The sequence below is a fragment of the Streptomyces sp. NPDC007157 genome (assembly GCF_040634235.1).
Lineage (GTDB): Bacteria > Actinomycetota > Actinomycetes > Streptomycetales > Streptomycetaceae > Streptomyces.
Window position 1 is genome coordinate 23,583 of sequence record NZ_JBEYFE010000020.1, and the last position, 16,855, is coordinate 40,437.

Sequence of the window (16,855 nt, forward strand, 5' to 3'; positions counted from 1 at the left end):
GCGGAGAGAGGGGAGGAGGGCGACGGGCAGGGCGAGAGGGGTGCGGGTGCAGTCCCGGCCGGAGCGCCGGACGAACGGTGTGGACGGCGTGGACGGTGGGGACGCAGCCATGGGCGACGCCCGGGTGCGCGACGCGGGCGACCGCCGGGACGGTCTCCGAGGTGGTCTCCGGGTACGGCTCGTGGACCGTCGTGGTGCCAGGGGCAGGGGCCTGCTCGTCGCGTTCGAACGGCCGGCTGAACTGCTCGTTCAGGAACGCACGGAATCCGGTCAGCAGATCCGGGCCCGTGAAGAACTCGGAGTCATCGGACTCGCCCACGGCCACGGAATCTGTGGTCGCCATCGCATTCGCGGCCTCGTGTGCGGCCGCGTGCCGGTCGGGCCGGGTGGCAGGCCCAGGGCCGGCGGACGCCTCGGCCGGACCGGAACTGTACGGACCGTACTCTTGAGGCATGAGCACCGCCTCCCCCGAGCCCGAGCCGCGCGACCCGAAGGCCGCGCTGATCTTCGACGACCCGCTGGACCGGCAGTCCTCGGACGACACGGACGGCGGCTGGGGCGAGCGGCCGGAGGGGGACTCCGCGGCCGACCTCAAGCGCTTCCTCGACGAGAAGCCGCCCCACCACGTCTGAACCGTCCGCGCCGTCGCCCGGACCCACCACCGCCGGGCGGCCCGCGCAGTCGCCCGGGCCGCCCGCGGCAGTGTCGCTAGCGCTCGTTGTGCCCGGACCCGCGCTGCGCGATCAGGGCGTCGCGGATCTCCTTCAGCACCTCCAGCTCGGTCACCTCGACGACCTCGCGCGTGCCCTCCCTCGCCCTCCGGCGGGCCTCCAGCCGGGCCAGGTACTTCGCCATCGGCAGGACCATCAGGAAGTACACGACCGCGGCGGTGATCACGAAGCTCAGTGTGGCTCCCAGGACGGAGCCCCACATGATCTGAATGCCGCTCTTCACCGTGCCGTCCGGATTCAACTTGCACGGGTCCTTCAGGCACGAACTGTAGCTGTCGAGGTTCTGCGTGCCGATCGCGCCGACCAGCGGATTGATGAGCCCCTTCACCACCGAGTTGACGATGTTCGTGAAGGCGGCGCCGATGACCACCGCGACTGCCAGATCGACGACGTTGCCGCGCATCAGGAAGGCCTTGAAGCCCTGCCATATGCCCGGATCCTGCTTCTCGCTCACCTCGGGGACTCTCCTCGCGTGCACAGGGTGTGGAACAAAACGCTCCGCAACCTACGTCACCATGCGGCCATCGTGCCCAATCCGGTAGCTCGAACGAGGGACTTGACAGGATTCGGCCAAGAAAATTCCCCAGACTGTTCAGCACAACGTCACCGCCAGCCGCGCCGTGGCGCTCGCGCCGACCAGCCGTGCCGCGGCGGCACGCGGAACCGAGAGCACGACCAGCGCCCCGCTCTCCGAAGTCCCCTCGGCCGGCTCCGGCAGCTCCGTCACACGCACCCCCCGCGCGATCACCCGGGCGTCCCCGCCCGTCGAGGGATCCTCGGCGGCGATGACGTCCACCCGGTCGCCCGGGTGCAGCAGGCGGACCGTTGCGGCGTCGGCGATCCGCACCGGCGCCGTCACCATGTCCACGGGCGGGGCGTGCCGCCGTACCGGGTGAGTGACCGGATGCTTCCGGGGCCGGTCGGCGTGCAGGGGATCCGTGGCGGCGCGGGGTCCGGCCGCGACGAGCGCCGCCGCCGTGACCGCCAGGCCGGCCGCGAGGGCCCGCCTGCGGTGCCGCAGCAGCCTGCCCAGCCGACAGCTCCCGCCGCGTACCCGCACTGGGTCGAAGTGCGGGATCTCGCAGGTGGCGGGGGCGTCCGTGCCCAGCGGGCGCGGGACGCGAAGGGGAGGGGGGAAGGCGGGGGAGGAGGGTGGGGGAACGGACATGTGGATCACCACCTGCGACGAGGAATCGGGCTTGCGAGGCCACGATGAGGCCTCGCGCCGAAACACGTCGGAGCCCGTGGGCTACCCACGGGTTGTGGACAACTCCGCCACCCGAACGGGGAGTTCCGCCCGTTTTCCACAGCGGCCTGGCCCCTCGGTGACTGCCCCTGGTGCCCGTGCTACGGCAGCGGGAATCCCGGGTCCATCCCGCCGAGCGCGTTCGTGCACAGGCAGTCCCGTGCCGTGTTCTCCGGCAGGGCCGCCACCGCGTCGAACAGCACGCCCCGCAGCCGGTCCACGTTCGCCGCGAACACCCGCAGCACCTCGTCGTGCGAGACGCCCTCGCCGGTCTCGGCGCCCGCGTCCAGGTCGGTGACCAGCGTCAAAGACGTGTAGCAGAGCTCGAGTTCGCGGGCGAGCGCCGCCTCCGGATGACCGGTCATGCCCACCACGGACCAGCCCTGAGCCTGGTGCCACAGCGACTCGGCGCGGGTCGAGAAGCGCGGTCCCTCGATCACGACCAGCGTGCCCCGGTCCACCGGCTCCCAGTCCCGGCCGCGAGCCGCCTTGAGCGCCGCGGCCCGCCCGGTGGGGCAGTAGGGGTCGGCCAGGGACACGTGCACCACGTTCGGCACGGTGCCGTCGGGCAGCGGCAGCCCGTCGAAGTACGACTGCGCCCGGGACTTCGTACGGTCCACCAGCTGGTCCGGCACGAGGAGCGTGCCCGGCCCGTACTCGGGGCGCAGACCGCCCACCGCGCACGGGCCCAGCACCTGGCGCACGCCGACGGAGCGCAGCGCCCAGAGGTTGGCCCGGTAGTTGATGCGGTGCGGCGGCAGATGGTGGCCGCGTCCGTGGCGGGGCAGGAAGGCGACCCGGCGGCCGGCGATCTCGCCGAGGAAGAGGGAGTCGCTGGGCGGCCCGTAGGGCGTGTCGACCTGGACCTCGGTCACGTCGTCGAGGAAGGAGTAGAAGCCGGAGCCGCCGATTACGCCGATCTCTGCGTTCACCATGCCCAGCACACTAGCTGGCCGCCGCGGCACGCCGGACCCGGTGCCCGGGAACACCTCGGACCCCGCCGTCGCACGACAGCGGGGTCCGGGAGGAGGAGTCTCAGGCGGCGGAGCTGCTGGCGGAGCCCGAGGAGGACGTCGAGCCCGAGGATGACGTCGAGGACGACGACTTCGAGTCGGACGACGTGCTCGACGAGCCGGAACCCGACGGCTTCGACGCGGGGCTGCTGCTCGACGAGGAGCCGCGGCTGTCGTTGCGGTAGAAACCCGAGCCCTTGAAGACAATGCCGACGGCGGAGAACACCTTCTTCAGGCGGCCACCGCAGTTGGGGCACTCGGTCAGGGCGTCGTCGGTGAACTTCTGCACCGCCTCGAGGCCCTCGCCGCACTCGGTGCACTGGTACTGGTAGGTCGGCACTGTCTTCCTCCTGGCACTCTCACTCGATGAGTGCTAACGACGGTCCATAGTGACGTATTCCCGAGGATCAGTCCACCGTCACCGGCACGCGGTGACCGACGCCACGTGCGACCGTACGGTTCCGGGGCCGGGTGACGAGCCGCGAGCGCAGCGCCACAAGGGTCACCAGGGCGAGCACCGTGCCCGCCATCGGCACCAGGAATCCGGCGCCGCCCCACAGGCGGTCCTCCAGCTGTCCGGCGACCGTGACCGCGGCCGCCTGGCCGAGCGCGACCGCGCCGGTCAGCCAGGTGAACGCCTCCGTGCGGGCGCCCGCCGGGACCAGGCCCTCGACCAGCGTGTAGCCGGTGATCAGCGCGGGTGCGATGCACATGCCGACCAGCAGACCGAGGCCCGCCAGGACGAGCACGGAATGGGACGTCCACAGCGCCGACGCGGTCAGCGCCAGCGCCGCGTAACCGACGACCAGGCGCCGGTGCGGGGCGGCCTTCCAGGCGATCGCGCCGCAGACGACGCCCGAGAGCATGTTGCCCGCGGCGAACGTGCCGTACAGGACGCCGTTCAGGCCGGGCTCACCGATCGACTCGGTGAACGCGGCGAGCGAGACCTGCATGCCGCCGAAGACCGATCCGATGCCGAGGAAGGCGGCGACCAGCACCCGCACGCCGGGGACACGGAGTGCGGAGACATGCTGCACGCGCGCGTGGCCGGTGCCGGCCACCCGTGGCTGGGTGCTGTTCTGCGCGGCGAAGAGGAGACCACCGACCAGGGTCAGTGAGGCCTCCGTGACCAGGCCGGCGGCCGGGGCCACGGCGGTGCACAGGGCGGTCGCGAGCAGCGGGCCGAAGACGAAGGTGAGCTCGTCCGTGACGGACTCGAAGGCAGCCGCGGTGGACATGAGGGGCGAGTCCTGGAGCTTCACACCCCAGCGGGCGCGCACCATGGGGCCGACCTGCGGCACCGAGGCCCCGGTCGGCACGGCCGCCACGAACAGCGCCCACAAGGGCGCGTGCGCCAGCGCGAGCGCCGTGAAGGCCAGCCCCGACAGCGTGTGGACCAGCACTCCGGGGATCAGCACCGCGCGCTGCCCGTAGCGGTCGGCGAGGCGGCCGCTGTACGGCGCGAACAGCGCCATGGAGACACCGGTGACCGCCGCGGCGGCGCCCGCGGCGCCGTACGAGCCGGTGGTGTGCTGCACGAGCAGCACGATCGAGATGGTGAGCATCGCGAACGGCTGGCGCGCCGCGAAACCGGGAAGCAGGAACGTCCAGGCGCCGCGGGTGCGCAGCAGCTGTCCGTACCCCGGGCGGGGCGGCGACGCCGAGTTCTTCGACGGCTCGGAGGTGACCGTGGATTCCACGGCCCGTGCCTTTCTGCCGCCTGGTAGCGCGCCCGTGCGGGGGCGCCGAGAGCTGTCCTCTTGCGCGGAACTGCGGTAGATACCGGTGTCTACTGCGAAGAGCGATCCGGCCGCCATACGGTCGCGCCAGCTCTGCGTCAGGCAGAGTTGGTTCGATCAGGTGCTTTCATCGTACAGGGCTCGACATCTCGCACACCTGTGAAAACGGGCACCATAGGGGGCGTACACCTGGGATTGGTCGGGGTGTGAACCGTCCGAAACACACCCTTAACACGCGCCTCACGCGCCCCGCAGCCGTTGCGCGCCCGCGCCTGCGGCATTCCGCGCCCCCGGCCTGCGACCCTGACCGCCCCGCGCGCCCGCGCTCACCGCCCGGAGGGCGACCCCGGCCCCGCGCTCGCCGCTCCGTTCGTGCCCAGCCAGCCCGCCAGCTTGCCCCCGTGCCCGACCGCGCGCAGCCGGCGCTCCGCGGCGTCGCGTACCGGGTCGGTGGCGACCACGAGGAGCTCGTCCCCGAGCCGCAACACTGTCGTCGGCAGCGGAACGAACGATTTTCCTTCGCGGACGACCAGGGTGACGGCGGCCCCGGCGGGCAGCCGCAACTCGTTGACCTCTACGCCGTGCATCCGCGAGCCCTCGGGGATCGAGACGGACAACAGGTGCCCGCGCAGCCGCTCCAGGGGCGCGGACTCGATACCGAGGTCGGCCGCCTCCGGGTGGTCGCCGAGCCGCAGCTTCCGGGCCAGCCAGGGCAGCGTCGGCCCCTGCACGAGGGTGTAGACGACCACCAGGACGAAGACGATGTTGAAGATCCGGTGGCTGGTGTCGACGCCGTTCACCATGGGGATCGTCGCCAGGATGATGGGGACGGCGCCGCGCAGGCCGGCCCAGGACATCAGGGTCTGCTCCCGCCAGGGCACACGGAACGGCGCGAGGCTGACGATCACGCTCAGGGGGCGGGCCACCATGGTGAGCGCGAGCCCGATGACCAGGGCCGGCCAGATGTCGTCACCGAGTTCGTGCGGGGTGACCAGCAGGCCGAGCAGGACGAACATGCCGATCTGGGCGATCCAGCCGAGTCCGTCGGCGAAACCGCGCGTGGCGGGCCAGTGCGGCAGCCTGGCGTTGCCGAGCACCATGGCGGCGAGGTACACGGCGAGGAAGCCGCTGCCGTGCGCCAGCGCGCCGGCGGCGTACGCCGTGACCGCGATGGCCATCACGGCGATCGGGTAGAGGCCGGAGGCGGGCAGTGCCACGTGCCTGAGGCCCCAGGAGCCGAGCCAGCCGACCGCGAGGCCCATGGCCGCACCGATGGCCAGTTCCAGGGCTATCTCGCCCAGCAGGACGTACCAGTGCTCGACCGGGCCCGCGGTGGAGAAGGCGACGACCAGGATGACCACCGGGGCGTCGTTGAAGCCGGACTCGGCCTCCAGCGTGCCCGTCACGCGCGCGGGGAGGGGGATGCGCCGGAGTACGGAGAACACCGCCGCCGCGTCCGTCGAGGACACCACCGCTCCGATGATGAGCGCCTGCCGCCACTCCAGCCCGACCAGATAGTGCGCGCCCGCCGCGGTGACCCCGACGCTCACCCCGACCCCGACCAGGGCCAGCACGGACGCGGACGCCAGGACCGGTTCGACCGCCTTCCACTTCGTGCCGAGACCGCCCTCGGCCAGGATCACGACCAGGGCCGCGTATCCGATGACCTGGGTCAGTTCGGCGTTGTCGAAGTGGATGTCGCCGATGCCGTCCTGGCCCATGAGGACGCCGATCCCCAGGTACACGAGCAGGCTGGGGAGCCCGCTGCGCGAGGAGATCCGGACCGCCGCGACGGCGACGAGCAGGACCAGGGAGCAGACGAGCAGGAGCTGGTTGAGGTGCTGGACAGTCAGTGGCGATTCCCTTCGTCGGCTCGCGCGCGGGCGACGCGAAAGCTCACGTACACAGGACCCGGGGCTGCGGCGCTCCGCACCCAAGTACTTCGTTACCTTACCTAACTCTTGACGCTTTCTTGACGTTTCGCGAGGCAAGATCGAACGCTCGTGCCCGCCGGTTCCCGACTCCGCGTCAAGGCGCGTGAGGCCCTGCGCCTATGGTTGCTCCAGCACTCCAGGACCGCCTGCCGCTCGCGTTAGGACAGCAAGGACAGCGATGCCCCCCAACACCACCGCCACATCGGGTGACAAGCCTGGCAAGTCCGGCAGGAAGAAGGGGCGCAAAGCCCGCCTGATCGTTCTGGTGCTCGTCCTCGCCATCGTCGGGGGCATCGCCTACGGGGCGTACTGGTCGATCAGCACCGTCCGCGCGTCCTTCCCGCAGACCAAGGGTTCGCTCACGCTCAAGGGTCTCTCCGGACCCGTGACCGTGAAGCGGGACAGCTACGGAATCCCGCAGATCTACGCCTCGTCCGACGCGGACCTGTTCATGGCACAGGGTTATGTCCAGGCGCAGGACCGGTTCTACGAGATGGACGTGCGCCGTCACATGACCTCCGGGCGCCTGTCCGAGATGTTCGGCAAGGGCCAGGTGAAGGACGACGAGTTCCTGCGCACCCTGGGCTGGGACCGGGTCGCGAAGGAGGAGTACGACACCAAGCTGTCGGACTCGACGAAGAAGTACCTGCAGGCCTACTCCAAGGGAGTCAACGCCTACCTCGCCGGCAAGGACGGCAAGGACATCTCCCTGGAGTACGCGGCCCTCGGCTTCATAAACGACTACAAGCCCGAGCAGTGGACCCCCGTCGACTCGGTCTCCTGGCTGAAGGCGATGGCCTGGGACCTGCGCGGCAACATGAAGGACGAGATCGACCGGGCCCTGATGACCAGCCGCCTCGGCCCGCAGCAGATCAAGGACCTCTACCCGGAGTACCCGTACAGCCGCAACAACCCGATCGTCCAGGAGGGCCAGTACGACAAGCTCACCAAGACGTTCGAGCAGAGCGGCTCCACAGGCGGCTCCGGGACCTCGACGGGCACGAGTGGCTCCTCCACCTCGTCGGCCACCGGTTCGGCGCTGACAAGCCAGCTGGCGGGCCTCTACAACGTCCTGGACGACGTCCCGACGGCCGTCGGCGTGAACGGCCAGGGCATCGGCTCCAACTCCTGGGTCGTCGCGGGCAAGTACACCATCACCGGCAAGCCGCTGCTCGCCAACGACCCGCACCTGTCGGCCTCGCTGCCGTCCGTCTGGTACCAGATGGGCCTGCACTGCACGACGGTCTCCAGCAAGTGCCAGTACGACGTCACCGGCTACACCTTCGCCGGCATGCCCGGTGTGATCATCGGCCACAACGCGGACATCGCCTGGGGCATGACCAACTCCGGTGTCGACGTCACCGACCTCTACCTGGAGAAGCTCTCCGGCGACGGTTACCTCTACGACGGCAGGACCAAGCCCTTCACCACCCGCGAGGAGACCATCAAGGTCGCCGGCGGCACGTCGAAGAAGATCGTCGTACGCCAGACCGCCGACGGGATGCCCCTGCTGTCCGACCGCAACGACGAACTCGTCCAGGTGGGCAAGAAGGCCTCCGTCGACACCGCCGCACCCGACCGAGGCGACGGTTACGGCGTCGCGCTGAAGTGGACCGCCCTCGAACCGGGCACCACCATGGACGCCGTCTTCGCCCTCGACAAGGCGTCCGACTGGAGCAGCTTCCGCGACGCGGCCGCCCAGTTCGACGTGCCCTCGCAGAACCTGATCTACGCCGACACCAAGAACCACATCGGCTACACGCTGCCCGGCCGGATCCCCACGCGTTCGTCGGCCGACGACGGCTCCATCCCGGCCCCCGGCTGGGACTCCAAGTACGCGTGGACCGGCTACATCAAGCAGGACGAACTGCCCTACGAGTACGACCCGGAGCGCGGCTACATCGTCACCGCCAACCAGGCCGTGGTCGACAAGGACAAGTACCCCTACACGCTCACCACGGACTGGGGCTACGGCACCCGCAGCCAGCGCATCACCGACCTGATCGAGTCGAAGATCAAGGACGGCGGCAAGATCTCCACCGACGACATGCGCCAGATGCAGCTGGACAACAGCAGTGAGATCGCCAAGCTGCTGGTGCCCAAGCTGCTGAAGATCAACCTCGACGACAAGGACGTCCGCGAGGCGCAGAAACTCCTCGAAGGCTGGGACTACACCCAGGACGCCGACTCCGCGGCCGCCGCCTACTTCAACTCGGTCTGGCGCAACATCCTCAAGCTCGCCTTCGGCAACAAACTGCCCAAGGAACTGCGGGTCAAGGGCCAGTGCCTGTGGGTCGAGAAGGCCGACAGCACCGGTCCGGTCGACGAGGACTCCAAGGTCCGCGAGTGCGGCGAGCGCGACGCCGACCAGGCCCAGCCGGACGGCGGCGACCGCTGGTTCGAGGTGGTCCGCACCCTCATGGACAAGCCGAACAGCGACTGGTGGAAGACGCCCGCGTCCGGCACCCGCCCCAAGGCCGACAACATGAACGAGCTGTTCGCCCGCGCCATGATCGACGCCCGCTGGGAGCTCACCGCCAAGCTCGGCAAGGACATCGACACCTGGAGCTGGGGCCGGCTGCACCGCCTGTTCCTGAAGAACCAGACCCTGGGCACCGAGGGCCCGGCCATCGTCCAGTACGTCCTCAACCGCGGCCCCTGGAAGCTCAGCGGCGGCGAGGCCACGGTCAACGCGACCGGCTGGAACGCCGCAGGCGGCTACGGCGTCGTCTGGGTCCCCTCCATGCGGATGGTCGTCAACCTGGACGACCTCGACAAATCCAAGTGGATCAACCTCACCGGTGCCTCCGGCCATGCCTTCAGCGCCCACTACACCGACCAGACCGGCAAGTGGGCCGACGGCGAACTGCTCCCTTGGTCGTTCTCGGACAAGGCGGTCGACAAGAGCACCGGCGACACGCTCGTCCTCAAGCCCTGAGCTGCCTGACCGCCCGCCGCCGGAGACGGCCCTCCACGCACGGGTGGCGGGCCGTCTCACGCACCGGCGCCTGCCGTCGTCCCGCGCGCCGGCCGGCTCAAGAGCCCGTGAACCGGCGCGTGCCCGACGGCGTCACCACCGCTTGCACCGGCCGGTCGTGCGCCTCCGCGGGCACGCGCTCGACGACCTCCGTGTCGTACAGCAGCACCACGAGCGCCGGGTGCGCGCCCGCGTGCTCCAGACGCGCCAGTACGCGGTCGTACGACCCGCCACCGCGCCCCATCCGCATCCCGCGCGCGTCGACCGCGAGTCCCGGCAGCAGGACGACGTCGGCGGCGAGCACGGCGTCCGGGCCGAGGAGTTCACCGGTGGGTTCGAACAGCGCCATCTTCCCGCCGTGTTGGACGCGCGTCAGCGAGCCCTCCCCGGCGTACGCGCCCCAGTCCAGGTCATTGTCCGGCAGGAGCGCGGGGAGCAGGACGCGCACGCCCCGCGTGAGCAGCGCGTCGAGCAGCGTGAGGGTGCCGGGCTCGCTCCCGACGGAGACGTACGCCGCCACCGTGCGTGCACGCGCCAGCTCGGGCAGTTCCAGAGCGTGCTCGGCCAGCGCGTCGGCCGACTCCCTGACGACGTCTGTCGTCAACCTGTTCCTCACCCCCAGGCATTCTCGCCGCAACATTCGCTTGTCAGTCTCGCCCCCGGGTTCACCGTGCCGCACAGGTCGTCTCCGCATCCTTTTCTAATCTGCTCATATGAGTGCCAATTAACCGGAGCCTCAGATTCTTCGCAAAGGCACCGGATAAGGTTGCGGACATGACTCAGTCGCACCCCAGGATCAGCAAGGCTGTCATTCCCGCCGCAGGCCTCGGCACCCGGTTCCTGCCGGCCACCAAGGCCACTCCCAAGGAGATGCTGCCGGTCGTCGACAAGCCGGCGATCCAGTACGTGGTCGAGGAGGCCGTGTCGGCGGGGCTCGACGACGTCCTCATGATCACCGGACGCAACAAGCGTCCCCTGGAAGACCACTTCGACCGCAACTACGAGCTGGAATCGGCGCTCCAGAAGAAGGGCGACGCCAGCCGGCTCGCCAAGGTCCAGGAGTCCAGCGACCTGGCCACGATGCACTACGTGCGCCAGGGCGACCCCAAGGGCCTCGGTCACGCCGTGCTCTGCGCCGCCCCGCACGTGGGCCACGAGCCCTTCGCCGTCCTGCTCGGCGACGACCTGATCGACCCGCGCGACCCGCTGCTCCAGCGCATGATCGAGGTCCAGGAGCAGCACGGCGGCAGCGTGATCGCGCTCATGGAGGTCGCTCCCGAGCAGATCCACCTCTACGGCTGCGCGGCCGTGGAGACCACCGCCGACGGCGACGTCGTCAAGGTGACCGGCCTCGTCGAGAAGCCGGACCCGGCGGACGCCCCGTCCCACTACGCGGTCATCGGCCGCTACGTCCTCGACCCGCACGTCTTCGACATACTGCGGCGCACCGAGCCGGGCCGCGGCGGCGAGATCCAGCTCACCGACGCCCTCCAGCAGCTCGCCCAGGACGAGAAGGTCGGCGGTCCCGTGCACGGCGTCGTCTTCAAGGGCCGCCGCTATGACACCGGCGACCGCGGCGACTATCTGCGTGCCATTGTCAGGCTCGCGTGCGAACGTGAAGACCTGGGCCCGGACTTCCGGACCTGGCTTCGCAGTTACGTAGCCGAGGAGATGCAGCAGAGTTGAGCAGCGCCGCGACCCGCCCCGCCGGCCAGAACCACCTGTGGTCGGTGGACGAGCACCTGGAGGACATCCTCACCACCGTGCGCCCCCTGGAAGTCATCGAGCTGCAACTCCTCGACGCCCAGGGCTGCGTCCTGGTCGACGACGTCATGGTGCCGGTGTCACTGCCGCCGTTCGACAACAGCTCCATGGACGGGTACGCGGTACGGGTCGCGGATGTGGCGGGCGCGAGCGAGGAGTTCCCGGCCGTCCTGGAGGTCGTCGGAGATGTGGCGGCGGGCGCCGCCGAGCTCACCCCGGTCGGCCCCGGTCAGGCCGCCCGGATCATGACCGGTGCCCCGCTGCCGCCCGGCGCCGAGACCGTCGTCCCCGTGGAGTGGACCGACGGCGGACTCGGCGAGGGGCCGGTCGAGCAGATGGTGGCGCGCCGCCTCGCGCCCGAGGGAGCCGAGGGGCACGTGCGCGTGCACCGGCCGGCCGAGGCGCGCGCGCACGTGCGCGCGAAGGGCAGCGACGTGCGGGCCGGTGACCGCGCACTGGAGGCGGGCACCGTGCTGGGCCCGCCGCAGATCGCGCTGCTCGCCGCGATCGGCCGCGGCTCGGTACGCGTGCGCCCGCGCCCGCGTGTGGTCGTCCTGTCCACCGGCAGCGAGCTCGTCCAGCCGGACGAGGAGCTCGGCAGCGGCCAGATCTACGACTCCAACAGCTTCGCCCTCACCGCCGCGGCCCGGGACGCGGGCGCCATCGCCTACCGGGTGGGCGCGGTCGTCGACGACGCCGACACCCTGCGTGCCACCATCGAGGACCAGCTCGTCAGAGCCGACCTGATGGTCACCACCGGCGGTGTGAGCGTGGGGGCGTACGACGTCGTCAAGGAGGCGCTGGCGCACGTCGGCGACGAGGACGAGGCGGGCGGCGGCATCGACTTCCGCAAGCTCGCCATGCAGCCCGGCAAGCCCCAGGGCTTCGGCTCCATCGGCCCCGACCACACGCCCCTGCTGGCCCTGCCCGGCAACCCCGTGTCGTCGTACGTCTCCTTCGAGCTGTTCGTCCGACCTGCCATCCGCACCCTGATGGGCCTCCCGGACGTGCACCGGCCCCGTACCAAGGCCACCCTCAAGGCGGACCGGGCGCTCGGCTCGCCCAAGGGGCGCAGGCAGTTCCTGCGCGGGGCGTACGCCGACGGCGAGGTGACCGTCGTGGGCGGCGCCGGTTCGCATCTGGTCGCCGCCCTGGCGCACGCCGACGCGCTGATCGTCGTACCCGAGGACGTGGAGTCCGTCGAGCCCGGCAGCGAGGTCGAGGTCGTCCTGCTCGGCTGACCCGCGCGCGTCCCCGTCCGCCGGGCGGTCCTGCCCGGTCGTTCGCGCCGGCTTGGCGGTACCGTGTCGCGCACAGCAGGCCCGAGCGCCGCACCGCGACGGGCCCGGACCGGGAGCGCCACACAGCATGACTGAGCCTTCCCGGGGGGAGACCCCCGGACGCCCTGCGCCAGACCGCCTGACGCACATCGACGACGCGGGCGCCGCCCGCATGGTCGACGTGTCCGGCAAGGACGTGACCGCGCGTACCGCCCGCGCCAGCGGACGCGTCCTCGTCTCACCCCGCGTGATCGAGTTGCTGCGCGGCGAGGGCGTCCCCAAGGGCGACGCCCTGGCCACCGCGCGCATCGCGGGCATCATGGGCGCCAAACGCACCCCGGACCTGATCCCGCTGTGCCACCCCTTGGCGGTCTCCGGTGTGAAACTGGATCTGTCGGTCGTGGAGGACGCCGTGGAGATCCGGGCCACCGTGAAGACGACGGACCGCACGGGCGTCGAGATGGAGGCCCTCACCGCGGTCTCCGTCGCCGCACTCACCGTGATCGACATGGTCAAGGCGGTCGACAAGGGAGCGGTCATCACGGACGTACGCGTGGAGGAGAAGACGGGCGGCAAGTCGGGCGACTGGAGCCGGGCGTGAGCGCCGGGCCGTCCGCCGGTGGTGCGCCGCGCGCGCCGTACCGTGCGCTGGTGGTGACCGCCTCCAACCGCGCCGCCGCCGGTGTCTACGAGGACAAGGGCGGACCACTGGTCGCGGCGGGCCTGGAGGGCTTCGGATTCGCCGTGGACGGGCCGCGGGTCGTGCCCGACGGCGATCCCGTGACCGCCGCCCTGCGCGCGGCCGTCGAAGCCGGGTACGACGTCGTCGTCACCACCGGAGGCACCGGCATCTCGCCCACCGACCGGACGCCCGAGGCGACCCGCGCGGTGATCGACCACGAGGTACCGGGCATCGCGGAGGCCGTCCGCGCGTTCGGACGGGAGAAGGTGCCCACCGCCGCGCTCTCCCGTGGTCTGGCCGGGGTGGCGGGCCGGACACTGATCGTCAACCTTCCGGGGTCCACCGGCGGGGTACGGGACGGCCTGGCCGTCCTGGAACCGCTGCTGGCGCACGCCGTCGACCAGATCCGAGGCGGCGACCACCCCAGACCCAGCACCGGGGGTGCGAGCTGAACAGCCCATCCTGGCCCGTGGTGCTGGTGGACGGCGATGTCGTCCTCCGGCCCATAAGGGTGCGCGACCAGCGGGCCTGGCGCGACGTGAACCGGCGCAACCGCGACTGGCTGCGCCCATGGGAGGCGACCATCCCGCCGCCCACGCCCAGTGGTCCGATCGCCCACCGGCCGACCTACCGGCAGATGGTCCGGCATCTGCGCTCGGAGGCGAACGCGGGCCGCATGCTGCCCTTCGTCATCGAGTACCAGGGTCGCCTGGTCGGGCAGTTGACGGTCGCCGGGATCACCTGGGGGTCGATGTGCTCGGGACACGTCGGCTACTGGGTGGACCGGTCGGTGGCCGGCCGCGGGGTGATGCCGACGGCCGTCGCGCTTGTGGTGGACCACTGTTTCCGCACGGTCGGTCTGCACCGCATCGAGGTCTGCATTCGCCCCGAGAACAGGCCCAGCCGCCGGGTCGTGGAGAAACTCGGATTCCGTGAGGAGGGGCTGCGGCCGCGTTATCTCCACATCGACGGAGCCTGGCGTGACCACCTCGTCTTCGCTCTCACCGCGGAAGAGGTGCCCGAGGGGTTGCTCGGCCGCTGGCGGCGGGAACGCTCCCAGAGCGGTTCGCCGAAGGCACCGGGCACGACGGGTACTCCGAACGTGCCCTGGAATCCGCAGAACACCCCAGGGAATCCCGGCTAGCCCGAAAATGGAATACGTGTTCGAAATTGATCGACTGGTGACCGTCTCGGGGCAATGAATTCGCGGCTCCGGTGGCCCGTTGATCGCATCGGTCACAAAAAAAGTTCGAAATATCAGCCAGATCGTGCGACACACCGACGCAATTGGCAGATGGCCCCACGCAAACCCCTCTACCGTGTGAGGCGTGAGCAGCAGCGGCCTCATCTACGCAGTCATTGTCGGGGCCTGGGCCGCCTACTTGGTGCCGATGTGGCTCCGTAGGCAGGACGAGCTGAACGAGGCCCGTCCGACGGAACGCTTCAGCACCGCCATCCGGCTGCTGTCCGGACGGGCGGGGATGGAGCGCCGATACGCCAAGGACCTGCGGGCGCGCTCCGCCCCAGAGGGGGAGCAGGACGCCGGCGATCCGGACGCCGTCACCGACTCGGTGGACGTCCGTGCCTTCGCTATGCCTCCGACCCGCCGTCAGGTCCGGGCCGAGGCGGAGCCGGAGGCACCCGGGCGCCAGGAACCGGTACGCGACCAGGCGGTCGCGCAGGCGGCCAAGTCCCCGTCCGCACCGGCCCGTCAGGCGGGCGCCACGCCCGCCCCGGCATCAGCCTCCGAGCGCAAGCGAGTTCCGGCTGCGCGGCGCGCCTCCTCGGCGCAGACGGCCGCGGCGCGCGCCCGGCGTACGAAGGCGCTCGCGCGCCGCCGGCGCACCACCGTCTTGCTCTTCGTCGCGTTCACGCTGGGCGCGATCGTCGCGGCCGTCGGGGGGTTGGCGTTCCTGTGGGCCCCGGGCGTACCCGCCGTCATGCTCAGCGGCTACATCGCCTACCTGCGCGCGCAGGAGCGCCGACGCTTCGCCTACCACATGGACCGGCGTCAGGCCGAGGTGGCCGCACAGCGGTTGCGGGAGCGCCAGCCGCGACGGCGTGCGCCCCTCGACCAAGGCGCGGTCACGGACGAACCGGACGAGGGACCAGGGGCGGAGACCGACCCCGGCCTGTCCGCGCTCGCCGCCGACCGGCGCGCCCTAGTCGAACAGACCGATCACGCCGAGTGGGTCGACCAGCAGCGTGAGCGGCAGCGGCGGCCCGGGCACGGGGACAGCTGGGACCCGGTACCGGTGCCACTGCCGACGTACGTGACCGCGCCGGTCGCGCCCCGTGCCACCTCCGATGTGGATCTGGGGGCGCCCGACGCCTGGAGTTCGGCGCGGTCCAGCTCCGTCGCGCCGGAGCAGGAGACCAAGCCGGTCGCGCCGGAGAGCGAGGCGGAGGCGGCGGAGTCCGCCACCGACGACAAGCCGGCGGACGGCCGGACCGACGCGCGCCGCGCGGCCTCCGCGCGCCGGGCACGCGAGCGCGGCCGCACGCCGCTGTTCGACCAGTACGAGGACGGCGAGCGCCCGCGCGCGGCCAACGAGTGACACGGGGAAAGCGCGGGGCGCCTCCCGGGACCCCGTCCCTGACCAGTCAGGGAACGGATTTCCAAGCACCCCGACGGGGATGCTAGAGTTTCACTCGTTGCAAGGGCCTGTGGCGCAGTCTGGTAGCGCACCTCGTTCGCATCGAGGGGGTCTGGGGTTCAAATCCCCACAGGTCCACTGCACGATGAGATCCCGGCGATCATTTCGATCGCCGGGATCTCTGTCGTTTCGGGGCCTCCCGAATCGGTCGGCGCCAAAGGGCGAGTTGGTCCAGGGGTGAGGGCCGGGTGGTCACCTGACCGGTCCGGTGCAGCAGTTGGGGCGACGCGGCGGCCACGATCCCCCCGACGCCCAGCGCCGGGGGCGAGGTGGCCAGATGTGACATGGATTACAGGTCTGCCCGCAGGGGCTTCGCGTAGCAGCGGCTCGACTCGTAGTGGCGGTAGAAGCCGAACTTCACACACGGCTCGTAACCGCTGGAGGCGTACAGGGCGATGGCCTCCGGCTGCTTGGTGCCGGTCTCCAGGACCATGCGGAGGCGGCCGGCCGCGCGAGCGTCTTCCTCCAGGGCCGCGAGCATGCGTCGGGCCAGGCCCCGGCCGCGCATCTCCTCGACGACGTACATGCGCTTGAGTTCGGCGTCGCCGTCCTCGTTGCCCTCGCCGTTCTCGTCCTGGCTGCGCCAGCCGCCGGTGGCCACGGGGCGGTCGGACTCGTCGTACGCGATCAGGTAGACGCCGTTCGGCGGTGCGAAGTCGGCCGCGTCGAGGGCCGTGGCGTCGCCCCCGTCGCCGTAACGCAGGTGGTACTCGGCCTGGACCTCGTCGTTGAGCTTGACGGCGTCGGGGTGATCGAAGGCAACGGTACGTATATTCATGTGAGGCATCGTATATTCGTGCAGGCGGAAGCGCGGTGGACATGGGGACTCCGT

At 70.8% G+C, this 16,855-nt stretch carries 16 protein-coding genes and 1 tRNA gene; 9 read left to right on the forward strand and 8 right to left on the reverse strand.

From position 1 onward, the window contains the following. Positions 1-452: 452 nt before the first annotated feature. Positions 453-632 (forward strand): hypothetical protein, encoded by a 180-nt coding sequence (locus tag ABZ642_RS31045; RefSeq protein ID WP_360489826.1) that lies wholly within the window; start codon positions 453-455, stop codon positions 630-632. A gap of 76 nt (positions 633-708) precedes the next feature. Here ABZ642_RS31045 and mscL read toward each other — a convergent pair whose 3' ends face one another. From mscL to ABZ642_RS31075, 6 genes are all read right to left on the reverse strand, one after another. Continuing rightward, positions 709-1,185 (reverse strand): large conductance mechanosensitive channel protein MscL, encoded by a 477-nt coding sequence (mscL, locus tag ABZ642_RS31050; RefSeq protein WP_360489828.1) that lies wholly within the window; start codon positions 1,183-1,185, stop codon positions 709-711. 138 nt (positions 1,186-1,323) lie between these two features. Then, positions 1,324-1,899: a hypothetical protein gene (locus tag ABZ642_RS31055; protein ID WP_360489830.1), complete on the reverse strand. Its 576-nt coding sequence runs from the start codon at positions 1,897-1,899 to the stop codon at positions 1,324-1,326. Positions 1,900-2,078: 179 nt separating this feature from the next. Further along, positions 2,079-2,912, reverse strand: coding sequence for an S-methyl-5'-thioadenosine phosphorylase (locus ABZ642_RS31060; RefSeq protein WP_360489832.1), 834 nt, complete (start codon positions 2,910-2,912; stop codon positions 2,079-2,081). 100 nt (positions 2,913-3,012) lie between these two features. Next, positions 3,013-3,330, reverse strand: coding sequence for an FmdB family zinc ribbon protein (locus ABZ642_RS31065; RefSeq protein WP_360489834.1), 318 nt, complete (start codon positions 3,328-3,330; stop codon positions 3,013-3,015). A 67-nt stretch (positions 3,331-3,397) separates the two neighbouring features. Then, positions 3,398-4,690, reverse strand: coding sequence for an MFS transporter (locus ABZ642_RS31070; protein WP_360489836.1), 1,293 nt, complete (start codon positions 4,688-4,690; stop codon positions 3,398-3,400). A 365-nt stretch (positions 4,691-5,055) separates the two neighbouring features. Further along, positions 5,056-6,582, reverse strand: a complete 1,527-nt coding sequence (locus ABZ642_RS31075; RefSeq protein WP_360490082.1) for a potassium/proton antiporter — start codon at positions 6,580-6,582, stop codon at positions 5,056-5,058. A gap of 259 nt (positions 6,583-6,841) precedes the next feature. Between ABZ642_RS31075 and ABZ642_RS31080 the strand changes: the two genes are divergently transcribed. Continuing rightward, positions 6,842-9,601, forward strand: a complete 2,760-nt coding sequence (locus tag ABZ642_RS31080; RefSeq protein ID WP_360489838.1) for a penicillin acylase family protein — start codon at positions 6,842-6,844, stop codon at positions 9,599-9,601. Positions 9,602-9,698: 97 nt separating this feature from the next. Here the strand turns inward: ABZ642_RS31080 and ABZ642_RS31085 are convergent, their stop codons facing one another. Beyond that, positions 9,699-10,280, reverse strand: a complete 582-nt coding sequence (locus ABZ642_RS31085) for a 5-formyltetrahydrofolate cyclo-ligase (protein WP_360489840.1) — start codon at positions 10,278-10,280, stop codon at positions 9,699-9,701. Between the two features lie 134 nt (positions 10,281-10,414). On the opposite strand from ABZ642_RS31085, the gene galU reads away from it, so the two are divergent. The 7 genes from galU to ABZ642_RS31120 all read left to right on the forward strand — a co-directional run bounded on the left by galU (position 10,415) and on the right by ABZ642_RS31120 (position 16,101). After that, positions 10,415-11,326 carry a UTP--glucose-1-phosphate uridylyltransferase GalU gene (gene galU / locus ABZ642_RS31090; RefSeq protein WP_360489842.1) on the forward strand — a complete coding sequence of 304 codons (912 nt, stop codon included), beginning with the start codon at positions 10,415-10,417 and terminating at the stop codon, positions 11,324-11,326. After that, positions 11,323-12,645 (forward strand): gephyrin-like molybdotransferase Glp, encoded by a 1,323-nt coding sequence (gene glp, locus ABZ642_RS31095; RefSeq protein WP_360489844.1) that lies wholly within the window; start codon positions 11,323-11,325, stop codon positions 12,643-12,645. The genes galU and glp overlap by 4 nt, the downstream gene beginning before the upstream one ends. 127 nt (positions 12,646-12,772) lie before the next feature. Further along, positions 12,773-13,285 carry a cyclic pyranopterin monophosphate synthase MoaC gene (moaC, locus tag ABZ642_RS31100; protein WP_360489846.1) on the forward strand — a complete coding sequence of 171 codons (513 nt, stop codon included), beginning with the start codon at positions 12,773-12,775 and terminating at the stop codon, positions 13,283-13,285. Further along, on the forward strand, positions 13,282-13,818 hold the full coding sequence (locus ABZ642_RS31105) for a MogA/MoaB family molybdenum cofactor biosynthesis protein (protein WP_360489848.1): 537 nt from the start codon (positions 13,282-13,284) through the stop codon (positions 13,816-13,818). The genes moaC and ABZ642_RS31105 overlap by 4 nt, the downstream gene beginning before the upstream one ends. Before the next feature lie 20 nt (positions 13,819-13,838). After that, entirely contained in the window at positions 13,839-14,510 is a 672-nt protein-coding gene (locus ABZ642_RS31110) for a GNAT family protein (RefSeq protein ID WP_360490084.1), read from the forward strand. Between the two features lie 184 nt (positions 14,511-14,694). Further along, the gene (gene glpR, locus ABZ642_RS31115) at positions 14,695-15,924 is read left to right on the forward strand and encodes a gephyrin-like molybdotransferase receptor GlpR (RefSeq protein WP_360489850.1); all 1,230 of its coding nucleotides are present in this window, start codon (positions 14,695-14,697) and stop codon (positions 15,922-15,924) included. Between the two features lie 103 nt (positions 15,925-16,027). After that, positions 16,028-16,101, forward strand: a tRNA-Ala gene (locus tag ABZ642_RS31120). Between the two features lie 211 nt (positions 16,102-16,312). Here the strand turns inward: ABZ642_RS31120 and ABZ642_RS31125 are convergent. After that, positions 16,313-16,801, reverse strand: a complete 489-nt coding sequence (locus ABZ642_RS31125) for a GNAT family N-acetyltransferase (RefSeq protein WP_360489852.1) — start codon at positions 16,799-16,801, stop codon at positions 16,313-16,315. Positions 16,802-16,855 lie beyond the last annotated feature (54 nt).